The 12,706-nt window shown below is 69.2% G+C and carries 15 protein-coding genes; 7 read left to right on the top strand and 8 right to left on the bottom strand.

Annotated elements, in window-relative coordinates; all coding sequences use genetic code 11:
- From ACIBX3_RS20985 to ACIBX3_RS20970, 4 genes are all read right to left on the bottom strand, one after another.
- On the bottom strand, positions 1 to 275 hold a 275-nt coding region (locus tag ACIBX3_RS20985), incomplete at its 3' end, for a helix-turn-helix transcriptional regulator (protein WP_397119340.1).
- A 222-nt stretch (positions 276 to 497) separates the two neighbouring features.
- Positions 498 to 908 carry a VOC family protein gene (locus ACIBX3_RS20980; RefSeq protein WP_397119318.1) on the bottom strand — a complete coding sequence of 137 codons (411 nt, stop codon included), beginning with the start codon at positions 906 to 908 and terminating at the stop codon, positions 498 to 500.
- A gap of 10 nt (positions 909 to 918) precedes the next feature.
- A complete protein-coding gene (locus tag ACIBX3_RS20975; protein WP_397119316.1) occupies positions 919 to 1,359 on the bottom strand; it encodes a helix-turn-helix transcriptional regulator in 441 nt (146 codons plus the stop codon).
- A gap of 133 nt (positions 1,360 to 1,492) precedes the next feature.
- Positions 1,493 to 2,527, bottom strand: coding sequence for a LacI family DNA-binding transcriptional regulator (locus ACIBX3_RS20970; RefSeq protein WP_397119314.1), 1,035 nt, complete (start codon positions 2,525 to 2,527; stop codon positions 1,493 to 1,495).
- 168 nt (positions 2,528 to 2,695) lie between these two features.
- Between ACIBX3_RS20970 and ACIBX3_RS20965 the strand changes: the two genes are divergently transcribed.
- The 6 genes from ACIBX3_RS20965 (at position 2,696) to ACIBX3_RS20940 (ending at position 9,082) form a co-directional block, all read left to right on the top strand.
- Positions 2,696 to 3,895 carry a Gfo/Idh/MocA family protein gene (locus tag ACIBX3_RS20965; RefSeq protein WP_397119312.1) on the top strand — a complete coding sequence of 400 codons (1,200 nt, stop codon included), beginning with the start codon at positions 2,696 to 2,698 and terminating at the stop codon, positions 3,893 to 3,895.
- 64 nt (positions 3,896 to 3,959) lie between these two features.
- Positions 3,960 to 4,952 carry a sugar phosphate isomerase/epimerase family protein gene (locus ACIBX3_RS20960; protein WP_397119310.1) on the top strand — a complete coding sequence of 331 codons (993 nt, stop codon included), beginning with the start codon at positions 3,960 to 3,962 and terminating at the stop codon, positions 4,950 to 4,952.
- A 240-nt stretch (positions 4,953 to 5,192) separates the two neighbouring features.
- The gene (locus ACIBX3_RS20955; protein ID WP_397119308.1) at positions 5,193 to 6,296 is read left to right on the top strand and encodes a sugar ABC transporter substrate-binding protein; all 1,104 of its coding nucleotides are present in this window, start codon (positions 5,193 to 5,195) and stop codon (positions 6,294 to 6,296) included.
- Between the two features lie 76 nt (positions 6,297 to 6,372).
- Positions 6,373 to 7,425: an ABC transporter permease gene (locus ACIBX3_RS20950; protein ID WP_397119306.1), complete on the top strand. Its 1,053-nt coding sequence runs from the start codon at positions 6,373 to 6,375 to the stop codon at positions 7,423 to 7,425.
- 2 nt (positions 7,426 to 7,427) lie between these two features.
- Positions 7,428 to 8,219 carry an ATP-binding cassette domain-containing protein gene (locus ACIBX3_RS20945; RefSeq protein WP_397119304.1) on the top strand — a complete coding sequence of 264 codons (792 nt, stop codon included), beginning with the start codon at positions 7,428 to 7,430 and terminating at the stop codon, positions 8,217 to 8,219.
- On the top strand, positions 8,216 to 9,082 hold the full coding sequence (locus ACIBX3_RS20940) for a sugar phosphate isomerase/epimerase family protein (RefSeq protein ID WP_397119302.1): 867 nt from the start codon (positions 8,216 to 8,218) through the stop codon (positions 9,080 to 9,082). Before ACIBX3_RS20945 ends, ACIBX3_RS20940 begins: the two co-directional genes overlap by 4 nt.
- A gap of 68 nt (positions 9,083 to 9,150) precedes the next feature.
- On the opposite strand, the gene ACIBX3_RS20935 is transcribed toward ACIBX3_RS20940, so the two are convergent.
- On the bottom strand, positions 9,151 to 9,651 hold the full coding sequence (locus tag ACIBX3_RS20935; RefSeq protein ID WP_397119300.1) for a hypothetical protein: 501 nt from the start codon (positions 9,649 to 9,651) through the stop codon (positions 9,151 to 9,153).
- Positions 9,648 to 9,785, bottom strand: coding sequence for a hypothetical protein (locus ACIBX3_RS20930; RefSeq protein ID WP_397119298.1), 138 nt, complete (start codon positions 9,783 to 9,785; stop codon positions 9,648 to 9,650). Before ACIBX3_RS20930 ends, ACIBX3_RS20935 begins: the two co-directional genes overlap by 4 nt.
- An 18-nt stretch (positions 9,786 to 9,803) precedes the next feature.
- Between ACIBX3_RS20930 and ACIBX3_RS20925 the strand changes: the two genes are divergently transcribed.
- Positions 9,804 to 10,424 carry a maleylpyruvate isomerase N-terminal domain-containing protein gene (locus ACIBX3_RS20925; protein ID WP_397119296.1) on the top strand — a complete coding sequence of 207 codons (621 nt, stop codon included), beginning with the start codon at positions 9,804 to 9,806 and terminating at the stop codon, positions 10,422 to 10,424.
- Between the two features lie 132 nt (positions 10,425 to 10,556).
- On the opposite strand, the gene ACIBX3_RS20920 is transcribed toward ACIBX3_RS20925, so the two are convergent.
- Both ACIBX3_RS20920 and ACIBX3_RS20915 read right to left on the bottom strand, forming a co-directional pair.
- Complete coding sequence (locus ACIBX3_RS20920) at positions 10,557 to 11,471, bottom strand: LLM class flavin-dependent oxidoreductase (RefSeq protein WP_397119294.1); 915 nt, start codon at positions 11,469 to 11,471, stop codon at positions 10,557 to 10,559.
- A gap of 108 nt (positions 11,472 to 11,579) precedes the next feature.
- Entirely contained in the window at positions 11,580 to 12,671 is a 1,092-nt protein-coding gene (locus tag ACIBX3_RS20915) for an NAD(P)/FAD-dependent oxidoreductase (protein WP_397119292.1), read from the bottom strand.
- Positions 12,672 to 12,706 lie beyond the last annotated feature (35 nt).

The following is a 12,706-nucleotide window of genomic DNA, read 5'->3' as shown; positions in this document are numbered from 1 at the left end:
GCGAAACAGACCTCGGTGACGCTGAGGTCGCCACGACGCAGCAGCGCCATCGCGCGCTCGATCCGGCGGGTCATCAGATAGGCGTACGGCGACTCTCCGTAGGCACGCCGGAACTCGCGGCTGAGGTGCCCGGCCGACATGTTCACACCGCGGGCGAGCGCCTCGACGTCCAGCGGCTGCGCGTACTCCCGGTCGATCCGATCGCGAACCCGGCGCAGCAGCGCGAGATCGCGCAGGTGCTGCGCCGCGGCGGGTCTGCCGGTCACCTGCGCGATCGTGCCACGTCGCGCCGGAGTTGCCCAGCGCCGCCGGCGTCCCACCTCGCTCCACCTCCGTGTCGGCTCTGCCCCGGCCTGCTCTGCTACGTCCTCGACCTGCTCAGGCCTCTGAGCTTCACATTCAACCTGTGATCTGGGTGTTCGGTCCGTTCGGAGCGGATCAGGGTGAGTACCTGCTTCGCCGCAGTCGCCGACGCCCTGGGGTCGGGCGGCCGAGCGTCACGCCTTGGCCACCTGCTGGATCCGCACCATGTTGCCCGAGGGGTCACGGAATGCGCAGTCGCGCGGCCCCCAGGGCTGATCGATGGGCTCCTGCAGAACCTCGGCGCCGGATTCCCGTACCCGGTCGAACGTCGCGTCGAGATCGTCCGTGCTGAAGACGATCATGGGTAGGACGCCCTTGGTGAGCAGTTCTTGCAGGGCGTCGCCGTCCGCCTGGGGACGGCCGGCGTGCGGCTGCGAGAGCACGAATTCGGGATCCGGCCGAGCCGGGCTGCCGAGGGTGACCCAGCGGTATTCGCCGGACGCGACGTTATTGCGGACTTCGAGGCCGAGCGCGTCGCGGTAGAAGGCGAGCGACTCGTCCAGGTCGTTGACGGTGATGTGGCAGTACTTGAGTGCGATGGTCATGTCGCCAACGTTAGGCGGCGGCTGCGCGGCCCGCTTCTCCGATCCTGCTCGGCGGTTTTCTCGTCGGGCGGGTGTGCACCTTGGCCACGCACGCGGGCATCGCCGCCACGGCGCGGTGCTCCCGGCCGCGGTACGCGCTCGGCGTCTCCCCCACGAGCTCGGTGAACCGCGAGCTGAACGAGCCGAGCGAGGTGCAGCCGACCGCCATGCACGCATCGGTCACGCTCATGCCCCCGCGCAGCAGCGCCATCGCCCGCTCGATCCGGCGGGTCATGAGATAGCTGTACGGCGTCTCGCCATAGGCCGCCCGGAACCGTCGCGAGAAGTGCGCCGGCGACATGAGAGCGCGGCGGGCCATCGTCGGCACATCGAGCGGCTGTGCGTACTCCCGGTCGATCAGATCTCGCGCTCGGCGCAGGTGGGCAAGATTGGCCAGGTCTTCCGGGCTCATGGGACGACGCTATCATCTGCCACTGACATAGCCGTTTACCTGCATGAACGGGACTTGGGACGGCGGGTGACGGCGTCGCCTGCGAGACGGCCAAGGCGGAGGCGGCGTACTGCCACCGCCGTCGTCGTCTGCGCTATCCGGCGGTCCCCGGCGAGACACCGGTACTGCCACGGACCACGAGGCGCGTCGGAAGCACGATCTCGCGGCGTTCCTGATTTTCGCCGCTCAGCCGGTCTATGGCCGCTTGGACGGCGAGCCGGGCCTGCTCCAGCGGTGACTGGCTGACCGTCGTGAGGGCGATGCGCGGGTGCCGCGCCATGAGGCTGTCGTCGAAGCCGGTCACGGACATGCCGGCCGGCACACTGACCCCCATGCCCTCCAGCGCCTCGAGCACCCCCACCGCCGTGCGGTCGTTGAACGCGACGATGGCCGTGACCTCTGTGCCGGATTCGAGGTGCTTGAGAGCCGCCGCCCCCTGCTGCTCGGTGAGACCTCCGGGAAGGACGACGGCCTCGAGCCCGTGCTGTCGCATGGCTGTTCGGTAGGCGCGCCGCCGGACGGCGGCGATGTGTCCCGTTCCGCCGTCGATATGCGCGATGCGTCGGTGGCCGAGTGAGACCAGATGGTCGACCACGTCGGTGATGCCCTGCTTGTCATCGGCGCGGACGACATCCACGTTCGGCAGGTTGAGCGGGCGTCCCACGCAGACGGTCGGGATGTCCTCGATGAGGGTGGCCAGCCTGGCTTCGGGCATCGTCGGTCCCAGCAGCAGGAGCGCCTCGCACCGGAAGTCGATGAGGGTCTCGATGGAGCGCTGCTCGTCGTGGGTGGCGGTCACAGCGCCCAGAACCGTGTCGTATCCCGCGGCGTCGACCATCGCCTGGATCTCTTCGGCGAGTTCCCCGTGGTACACGTTGCTGGGGATGATCGTCACGCCGATGAGCCGCGTCCTTCGCTGGGCGAGGAGCGTGGCGGTTCTGTCCTTCCGATATCCCATGCGCTCGGCGACGGCCAGCACGCGTTGGGCCGTGGCCGCGCTCGGTCCCGCCGCGCCGCTGAGCACCCTGGAGACCAGCCCTTTGGACACGCCCGCGGCGGCGGCGACATCGAGAATCGTCGGGCGGCGGCGTTCTGGCCGAGGCGATGACGGCGGGGTGTGGTCGGCCATGCGATCACGATACGGCCACGCCTTTGTCAGCACAAACTCTTGACATATGCCCGTAACACGACGCATGCTCGGCGCATCCTTTTAAACCGGTTTCAAGACCGGATGTGAGGGTGTTCTCCACTGCGCGGACGCCCCTATCGAGTAATGCTGACAATGGGAGGATCCGGCATGCCCGACGACCACATCGGCGTCGCCGTCATCGGCGCCGGGATGGCCGGCAGATCGCACGCCGCCGGCTATCGAAGCGCCACGACGACCTACGACTCAGGCCTGCCTGACGTGCGGCTGGTGGCGATCGCCGACGTGAACGAGCACTTCGCGCAGGAGACCGCCCGCCGGTTCGGATATGCGCGGGCGGAGACGTCCTGGCAGGCCGTCGCGGAGGCCCCCGACATCGACGTGGTGAGCGTCGTGGTCGCCAATCATTTGCACCGTGAAGTCGTCGAGGGACTTTTGGCGGCGGGAAAGCACGTTCTGTGCGAGAAGCCTTTCGCGCCGACCGTCGCGGAGGCCGAGGCGATGGTCGGCGCGGCCCGGGCGAGGCCGGACCGGCAGGCGGGAGTCGGCTTCACCTTCCGCCGCTCCCCCGCGATCGCGGCGGTGAAGAGGCTCGTCGCCGACGGGTCGATGGGGCGGCCGATCCACTTCAACGGCCACTACTGGTGCGACTACGGTGCCGACGCGTCGGGGCCGATGAGCTGGCGGTACAAGGGCGGCCCCGGTTCGGGTGCGCTCGCCGACATCGGCAGCCACCTCGTGGACCTCGCCGAATTCCTCTGCGGCCCGATCCGATCCGTGCGCGGGGCGACCCTGTCGACGTTCATCACCGAGCGCGCGTTGCCGCTCGGCGCGGCGGTCGGGCACGCCGCGGCGACGCTGAGCAACGAGCGGGAGCCGGTCGAGAACGAGGACCTGGTCACCTTCACCGCGACGTTCGACTCCGGCGCCACGGCTACCATGTCCGCCTCCCGCGTCGCGCTCGGCCTGGCCAACTCCCTCGGCTTCGAGCTGTTCGCCGAGAACGCCGCGGCGACCTTCGACCTGCTGCGGGCGGGCGAGTTCGGCTACGTGGACCGCGCGGTGGACGGGCCCACGAAGGGTTACCGGCAGGTGGCCGTCGGCCCGGACCACCCCTACCTCACCGGCGGCCTCCCCATGGACTTCCCCGGGGTCGGATACGGCCAGAACGACCTGTTCGTCTTCCAGGCCAGGGCATTTCTGGAGCAGGTGGCCGGTCTCGACCGGCTGCCCCGGGTTCCCTCGTTCGAGCACGGCCTGCACAACCTCCGGCTCCTCGCCGCCATCACCGAGTCGGGCCGCAACGGCGGCGCCGAGGTCAAGATCTCGTCGCACATGCCCGCCCTCTGACGAGAAACCGATCCCCCACCCGCCGTACTCCCGCACACCAGCTCAGAGGAAGTAACGAGAACTGATGAAGCTCGGCGCCTACACCGCCTGCCTGCACGACAAGCCGCTGCCCGAGGCTCTGGCCATTCTCAGGGGAATGGGACTGGACAGCGCGGAGATCAACTCCGGTGGATTCATCCCGGAGCCCCACCTCCCGATCGACGACATCCTCGCCGGCGAGCAGGCCCGCCAGGACTACCTCGGACTCTTCGACGAGCAGGGCATCACGCTCACCGCGCTCAACTGCAACGGCAACCCCCTGCACCCGAACCCCGTGGTGCGGGAGAAGCACGCCGCCGACCTCCTGCGATCGCTGGAACTGGCCGCCCTCCTGGGCGTCCAGCGCGTCGTCGCGATGTCGGGCACGCCGGCCGCGAGCGCCGCCGGGACCAACCCCGCGTGGAACGTTCTGCCCTGGGACAGCGCCTACCTCGACGTCCAGGACTACCAGTGGAACGAGGTCGCGATCCCGTTCTGGAGGACGGTCCAGGAACACGCGGCCCACTTCGACGTCAAGGTCGCGATCGAGATGCACCCGCACAACATCGTCTACAACCCGGCGACGCTGGAGCGGCTCGTCGAGAAGATCGACGCGACGCACGTCGGCGCCGAGATGGACCCCAGCCACCTGTTCTGGCAGGGCATCGAGCCCGTGGAGGCGATCGGCCACCTCGGCTCGCTGGTGTACAACGCCGCGGCCAAAGACACCCGGATCAACCCGGCGGCGCGGGTGAACGGCGTCCTCGACGACCGCTTCGGCCGGGTTCACCCCGACGAGCCCGGGGCCGTCGGTCTCGGCGGGCCGTACACCCTGTCCCGCTGGCCGCAGACCTCCTCCTGGGACTTCGTCGCCGTCGGCCGCGGCCACGACGTCACCTGGTGGGCCGCCTTCCTCCAGGCGCTGGAGAAGGTGGATCCGGACATGGCCGTGAACATCGAGCACGAAGACCAGGAACTCGACCAGCTCGAAGGTCTGACCACCGCGGCCAAGACCCTTCTCCAGGCCGCCGGTCGCTGACAGGCACGAACTCTCGCGGGAACGCCGGGGGGCTCACACCGTCCGCCGCATCGGTACCACGAGGTCCACTTCCCCCGACCGCTTCGCGTGAATCGGCGCAACCCGCTGTGAGCACGTGAGCGCGCACGCAGGCCCGTGATCGGCCCCGCCCGGGCCGGCCACCGACACCCCCGACACACCGCGCGCTCCGACCGACGACATCTGTCGCGCCGGCGCATCACCCGAAGGAGTACCGCAGAAATGGAAGGCACACGAACCCGGCGGCGCCCACTTGGCCGCCCCAACCGCCTCTCGCTCACGGCGATCAGCCTCTTCGCCGCCGTGGCCCTGGCCGCCTGCGCCAGCGGCAAGGCCGGCACCGGCACCGGCACGGCGGGCAACGGCTCGAGCCAGCCCGCCGCGGGCGCCTCCAGCGCGGCCGCGGACACCGCCGGATCCGGCGGCGGAAAGGTCTCCATCTTCGTGATCGGCGGCAAGTCCGACGACCCGTTCTGGTCCACGGTCAAGCGAGGCGTGGACGACGCCGCCAAGGTCGTCCAGGCAGGCGGCGGCAAGGTGACGTGGCTCGGCCCGCAGAACTACGACAACCTCGGCCCCGACGCCGCGAAACTCGTCCTCAGCGCGAAGAGCCAGGGCGCCACCGCCATCGTCGGCGCCGACTGGGTCCCCGAGGCGCAGAACGACGCCTTCAAGACCGCCTCCAGCGGCGGCGTCCCGGTCTTCCTCTTCAACGCCGGCGGCACCGAGCAGGCCGAGAACGTCGGCGCGCTGACCTACACCGGCTCCGAGGAGCAGACGGCGGGCAAGGCCGGCGGCGAGTTCTTCGCCAAGGACGGCGCGAAGAACGTCCTGTGCGTCAACACCCTGCCCGGCGCCGTGAACACCGAGGCCCGGTGCAAGGGCGTCGCCGAGGGCATGAGCAGCGGCGGCACATCCACCCAGCTGCCGTTGCCCTCGTCCAACTTCGGCAACCCGACCGCCGTGACCCAGGCGATCAAGGCTGCCCTGCTCAAGGACGACAGCATCGACGGCGTCGTCACCATCAGCACCCAGGACGCCGACAGCGCGGCCGCCGCCATCGAGCAGGCCGGCGCCGCAGGCAAGATCAAGCTCGGTACGTTCGACATGAACCAGGCCCAGCTCGACCGCATCAAGGCCGGCAAGCAGCTCTTCTGCATCGACCAGCAGCCCTACCTGCAGGGCTACCTCGCCGTGTCACAGGCCTACGCGTACAACGCCTACGGGCTCCTCATCGCCCAGAACTCGCTGATGACCGGGCCCGCCATCATCCACGCCGGCAACGTCGACGCCGCGATCTCCGGTGTCAAGGCGGGCGTCCGCTGATCCCGCCGAAGGTGCCGGGTCCGGGGTCTCGTACGCCGGGCCCGGCACTCCGATCAGACTCGAGGTGGTACGAGCAATGACCGTCCAGATCTCCGACGCGGCCCGCCCCGCAGCGGCCGCGACGTCCTCCGTACGTTCCCTACGCAATCTGACTTACCGCCCCGAAGCGGGCGCCCTCATCGGGACCTTGGGCGTCTTCGTCTTCTTCGCCGTCTTCGGCGGCGCCAACTTCCTCGCGGCCTCCGGAACCGCGGCCTGGCTGAACGTCGCAGCGGAACTCGGCATCATCGCCGTCCCGGTCGGCCTCCTCATGATCGCCGGCGAGCTCGACCTGTCCGTCGGCTCCGTGCTCGCGGCGAGCTCGATGACCCTGGCCATCGTCTCCGGCTACTGGGGCGGTCCGATGATCCTCGGCATCGTGCTCGCCCTCGGCGTCGGCGTGGCGGCCGGGCTGCTCAACGGGCTCATCGTGACGCGGACCAACGTGCCGTCCTTCGTCGTCACCCTGGCGACCCTCTTCGGGACGGCCGGGCTGACCCTGGGCCTCTCCCGGGTGATCACCGGGACCACCAGCGTCGCCCTCAACCCCGACCCGGCGTCGAAGGCGGCCTTCGGCACCCTCATCGCCGGCCAGTTCGAGGTGGCGATCCTCTGGTGGATCGTGGTCGCGCTCGGCGTCGGCTGGATGCTCCAGATGACCAAGTACGGCAACTGGATCATGGCCGTGGGCGGCGACAAGGAGAGCGCCCGCGCGGCCGGCATCCCGACCGACCGGCTCAAGATCTCCTTGTACGTCGGAAGCGGATTCGGCGCCTCCCTGGTCGGCGTGATCCAGACCATTCTCTACAACGGCGCCCAGGTCGCCAACGGACAGTCGTTCGTCTTCAACTCCATCATCGCGGTCGTCGTCGGCGGCGTCCTGCTGACCGGTGGCTACGGATCCGTCGTCGGCGTCGTCCTCGGCACACTCACCTTCGCGATCGTCAACCAGGGCATCTACTACACAGGCTGGAACTCGGACTGGGCGAGTTTCATCCTCGGCGTCCTCATCCTCGCCGCCGTCCTCATGAACAACACATTCCGCCGGTTGGCGCTGTCGTACGCGCCGCGCACCGGAAAGAGGGCCTGACCATGACCGAGCCACTCCTCCGCCTCACGGACGTGAGCAAGTCGTTCGTCGGCACGAACGCGCTGCAGGACATCTCCCTGGAGGTCCATGCCGGAAAGGTGCTGTGCCTGCTCGGCGACAACGGCGCCGGCAAGTCCACCCTGATCAAAATCCTCTCGGGCTTCCACTCCCCCACCAGCGGCACCATCGAGGTGAGCGGACAATCCGTCGCCTTCAAGAGCCCCCGCGACGCGAGCACGTACGGAATCGCCACGGTCCACCAGTTCGGCGGCACCTTTCCGCTGATGAGCGTCGGCCGGTCGTTCTTCGTGGGGGTCGAGCTCACCAAGGGCTGGGGCCCGTTCAAGCGCTTCGACAAGCACCTGGCCGGCGAGATCGCCGTCCGGGAGATGCGGTCGCTCGGCATCACCCGGGTGACCGACGGCAAGCGCCTGGTCGGCAGCCTGTCCGGCGGCGAGCGGCAGGCCCTGGCCATCGCCCGTGCCGTCCACTTCGGAGCCAACGTTCTCATTCTCGATGAACCGACCGCCGCGCTCGGCGTCAAGGAGGCCACCCACGTCCTGCGGATCATCATGCAGGCTCGCGCCAAGGGCGTCGCCGTCGTCTTCGTCACCCACAACGTCCTGCACGCCATGATGGTCGGCGACCACTTCGCGGTCCTGATCCACGGCCAGAAGGCCGACGACTTCCGCAAGGGCGAACGGACCCGCGAGCAGATCACGGACCTGATGGCGGGTGGCGAGGCCATGGCCGACCTCGAAGCGGAGCTCGCGGACTTGGAGGCGTCGGCATGAAGCTCGCCCTCGACCCGTACATGCTGCGCTCCACCCCGCTGCCGGAGCTCCCCGGCGTGGTCGCCGATCTCGGCTACGAGTACATCGAGTTGTCGCCGCGCGAGGACTTCATGCCGTTCTTCCTGCACCCGCGGGCGGACGACGCCAAGGTCAAGGCCTTCAAGAAGGCCCTCGACGGCGCCGGCGTGAAGATCGCCTCGGTCCTGCCGCTCTACCGGTGGTCCGGCCCGGACGAGGACGAGCGCGAGGCCGCCGTACGGTACTGGAAGCGCGCCGTCCAGATCACCGTCGACCTCGGCTGCACCATCATGAACAGCGAGTTCAACGGCCGCCCGGAGCAGGCGAGCCTGTCGGAGGCGAAGTTCTGGAAGTCCATGGAGGAACTGCTGCCGATCTTCGAGCGGGAGGGTGTGCGGCTGCGACTCGAACCGCACCCCGACGACTTCGTCGAGGACGGCAAGATCGCCGTCGACATGGTCCGCGGGATCGACTCCCCGCTCGTGTCGTTCCTGTACTGCGCCCCCCACACCTTCCACATGGGCGGCAACATGGTCGAGATCATGGAGTACGCGGGGCCGCTGATGACCCACCTCCACCTGGCCGACGCCTTCGACCACACCGCATCCTCGGGGCTGCGCTACATCGTCAACCCGCCGGGCTCCACGGCCCGGGTGCACCAGCACCTGGACATCGGGCAGGGAGAGGTCGACTGGGACACCTTCTTCGCGACCCTGAACCGGCTCGGGTTCGCCGGCGGTGAGGACACCATCATGACCTCGTGCGTGTTCGCCTGGGAGGAGCGCGCGCGTGAGTCCGCGACCTTCATGCGCGAGACCGTCGACAAGTACACCGGATCCTGGTGACACCGTGACACCCTCCAGGCAGAGCCGCAGGACGCGGCGAGTTTCCCGAGGTTCCTCGCTGGGCCGAATCAGCGACCCCGCTCCGGACACCGCTGCGTGGTCGCCTGAGGCGAGCCTGTGATGGGGCAGACTCGCACCTCACCACCTTCCTGGTTGACGACCTTCCGGCTGCCCAAAGGCTTGTCGAGGGTGACGGGCGCCAGCACGGTCGACAGGGGTTCGCCGATGCCGAAGCGAGGCCAGAACCTGAGCATGACCTCCTCCCACCATGTGTCGATCAGCCTGCGCTCAGGCTCCGGGCACAGATCGCGAAGGCTCACTCGGATCTTCACGGTGGCGGGTGATTCGGCAACCTCAACCTTGTCCGTCACGGTGCACCGCACGCGATCAGCCTCGGCGTACGCGTGCACGAGGAGAACCCGTCCCTCCACCTCGACGATGTCGACGCCTCCGTTGAAGGGTGGTTTCGGCGGCTGCTGCTCCCGCACGCACAACGCCACGGAGATCAAGGCCGTCAATGCCATCAGCAGGCCGACGCGCCACAGGAGGGACGGGTTCGGGGGATTCATTTCTTGTAGATGTCCTTGGCCACGACGTATCCGTCCGAACGGACGGTGTGCACCGGGCGCGAGCCGGCCGTCCACATGCGCTTGTCCGCCATTGTGCACCGCATTACCTTGCCGATGTGGATCTCTTCTCCCATTCTTGGACGGCATTGCGCATGGCGGTCGCCGAACTCCCGGACGAGGACTTCGCACAGCCGTCCGGCTGTAGCGGCTGGCTCGTGCGGGATCTGGTGTGCCACCTGGTCATCGACGCCCAGGACGTCCTGATCACCCTCGTGACCCCCTCGGAAACGGAACCGACCCGCGACGCGGTGACCTACTGGAACGTCGCCGAAACGCCGCCGACCGGCGACGACCCGCTCGACGCGCTGATCGTCCGGCTGGCCGCCGCATACGAGGAACCTTGGCTGCTCAAGTTCCATCTCGACGACGTCGGCTCCGCCGCCGGCCGCGCCGCCGGACTCGCCGACCCGGACCTCCGGGTCGGCACCCGCGACGAGGTCCTCACCGCGGGCGACTACCTCTCCGCGTACGTTTTGGAGTGGACGCTGCACCACCTCGACCTGATCGCGTATCTCCCGGACGCGGCGGAACCGCCCGCGGAGGGGCTCGCCCGGTCCCGCGAGATGCTGGAGAAGATCGCCGGGACAACGTTCCCCGCGTCGTTCTCCGACAAGGACGCCCTGCTGGTCGGCACCGGACGGCGCGCCCCGGCCGACGCGGAGAAGGCCGAGCTGGGCGAGCTGGCCGCGAAACTCCCGCTCGTCCTCGGATGATCGTCTGCTCCTCGGCGCCGCAGCCTTGACTGGAGCGCGTCACCTGCCGGTTGTCCCCGGCTCTTTCCACTGGCATGGGGCGCATGTCGGCGGTGATCAGGATGACAACAGCGGGGTGACGAGAAGCCGGCCCTAGCTGTTTTCCTTCGCGATCGCTTCGCGTACGGCTGGGACGATCTCCCTGGCCCAGCGGCCGAAGGTGACGGAGTCCGAGGCGCCATGACCGGCCGAGAAGAGGATGAAGCCCGACGCGTCGTGCTCCAGCACGGCCTCGGTCAGTTCCTCGACCCACTGGCCGGCCGAGCCTCCGATCCAGCGGCCGTCGCGGTCACGGGTGGAGGGCAGCGGCCGGTCGGTGACGCGGCCGGGGAAGTTGTAGATCGTGCGGATCTCGCGCGGGTCGCGGCCTACGGAGGCCGCCGCCTCGTCGATGATCGGCCGCGAGGTCCGGTAGCGCTCGCTGCGCCAGTCCGCCGCGTGGCCGGGGATCCAGCCGTCGGCCACCCGGCCGGTGGCGGCCAGGGATTTCGGCCCGTTCGATCCCGTCCACACCGGCGGCGCGGCCACGGGGGCCGGCTCGATCTGGCGCACCTGGTAGTGGCGGCCCTGGTAGGTGACCGGCGGGCCACCGCCCGACAGCAGTTTGACCAGGACGATCGCCTCCTCGAAGGCGTCCACGGCATCGCCCGGCGACAACCGCGGCACGCCCATGTCGGCGATCCGGTCCCACAGCCCGCCCGCACCCATGCCGAGCACGACGCGGCCGTCCGACAGCGCCGACAACGACGTCACCGTCCGGGCCAGCATGGGCGCGGGCCGGGTCGGCAGGTTGGTGACGTTGACGAGGCCGGCGATGTGCTCGGTGCGTCCGAGGATGAAGCCGAGCGCGGCGTAGGCGTCCAGCCGCCCGCCGATGTAGGGATGGTCCGACAGCGAGAAGAGGTCGAGCCCGTCACGGTCGGCCTGCTGGGCCATGCGCAGCAGCTCCGGCGCCTCGTCGATGCTGCTGTGCGCGCCGAAGCCGAAGATGACGTCGTGTCCAGACAAGGTTCTGCCTTTCCTTTCGAATTTCCTGATCACCAGGCGTACGCCTCGGGCGCGGGTTCGGCCCCGTTCGGCGTGCTGTGGTCGAGCATGATCGCCAGTCTGGCCCCTTCAGGCGGAGCCGAACTGTTCGGTGAAGCGGCCGGTGAACAGGTCGGCGCCCTTGTACGCGGAGACCGTCCCGGCCGGGACGACGGCCGGGCCGTCGGGGGTGGGCAGCTGGCCGGCGCCGCCATGCGGTCCGAGCGGGAGCAGGATCATGGGGTGGGGCAAGGGCTGGTAGGTGGCCGCGGGCCGCTCGCCGCGCAGTTGGGCGGTGATGTTGCGCGCCACCACCTCGGCGTGCTGCATCGCGTACCCGGCCATCTTGGCCTCGGGGACGTCGGTGAGGTCGCCGATCGCGTAGACGTGGTCGTACCCGCGGACGTTGAGCGTCTCGGTGACCGGGACCTGCCCCTGCGGGGTGCGGGTGGTGAGCCGGCCGTCGGCGAGGTAGTCGCTGTTGACGCGCACGCCGTAGGCGCGGAACCAGATGTCGGCGGTGATCTCCTCTCCGCCGGTGGTGGTGACGGAGAAGGTCTCGGCCTGGCCGGGCTCGGTCGCCGGCGGCGCGGTCAGATCGGTGCCCAGCCGCAGGCGGATGTCGAGCTCGCCGAGCTGGCGCTCCATCTCATGGCGCAGCTCCGGCTCGAACGCGGGCAGCAGCTGCTCAGCCGGGTCGACGACGGTCACGTGCTTGTGCGCCCAGACCTCCTTGATCTCCCCGGCCAGCTCCAGCCCGACCGGCCCGGCGCCCAGGATCAGCACCCGTTCGGCGCCGGCCAGCTCCTTGTGGGTCTTGCGAAGATCGTCCAGGACCTGCTCGGTGGAGTCGGCGACGGGCTTGGCCGGGTAGGCGTAGCTGGAGCCCGTGGCCAGGACCAGGTAGCCGGCCTCGACCCGTTGGCCTGAGGCCAGGGTGACGCCGCCGGGATCCACGGAAACCGCACGGTCGCGGATCACCGTGCCCGGCGTCAGGAACTCGGTGTAGGGAAAGAACATGTTGCTCCCCCAGTCGGGCTGTGTCAGCGTCCGCAGCGACCCCGCCGTGTTGATGAACGCGTCCCGGGGATCGATGAGGATGACCTCGGCCTCGGCAGCCAGCGCCTTGGCGAGTGCCGAACCCCCGTAACCCCCGCCGATGACCACCACTGTACGACTCATGATTGTACGCCCCGATCAACAAAAGAGATTGAGTT

Source organism: Nonomuraea sp. NPDC049480 (genome assembly GCF_044465905.1).
In the GTDB taxonomy this organism is placed as follows: Bacteria; Actinomycetota; Actinomycetes; order Streptosporangiales; family Streptosporangiaceae; genus Nonomuraea.
The sequence above is the reverse complement of the archived record's forward strand: the minus strand, read 5'-3'. Positions and strand labels throughout refer to the sequence as shown.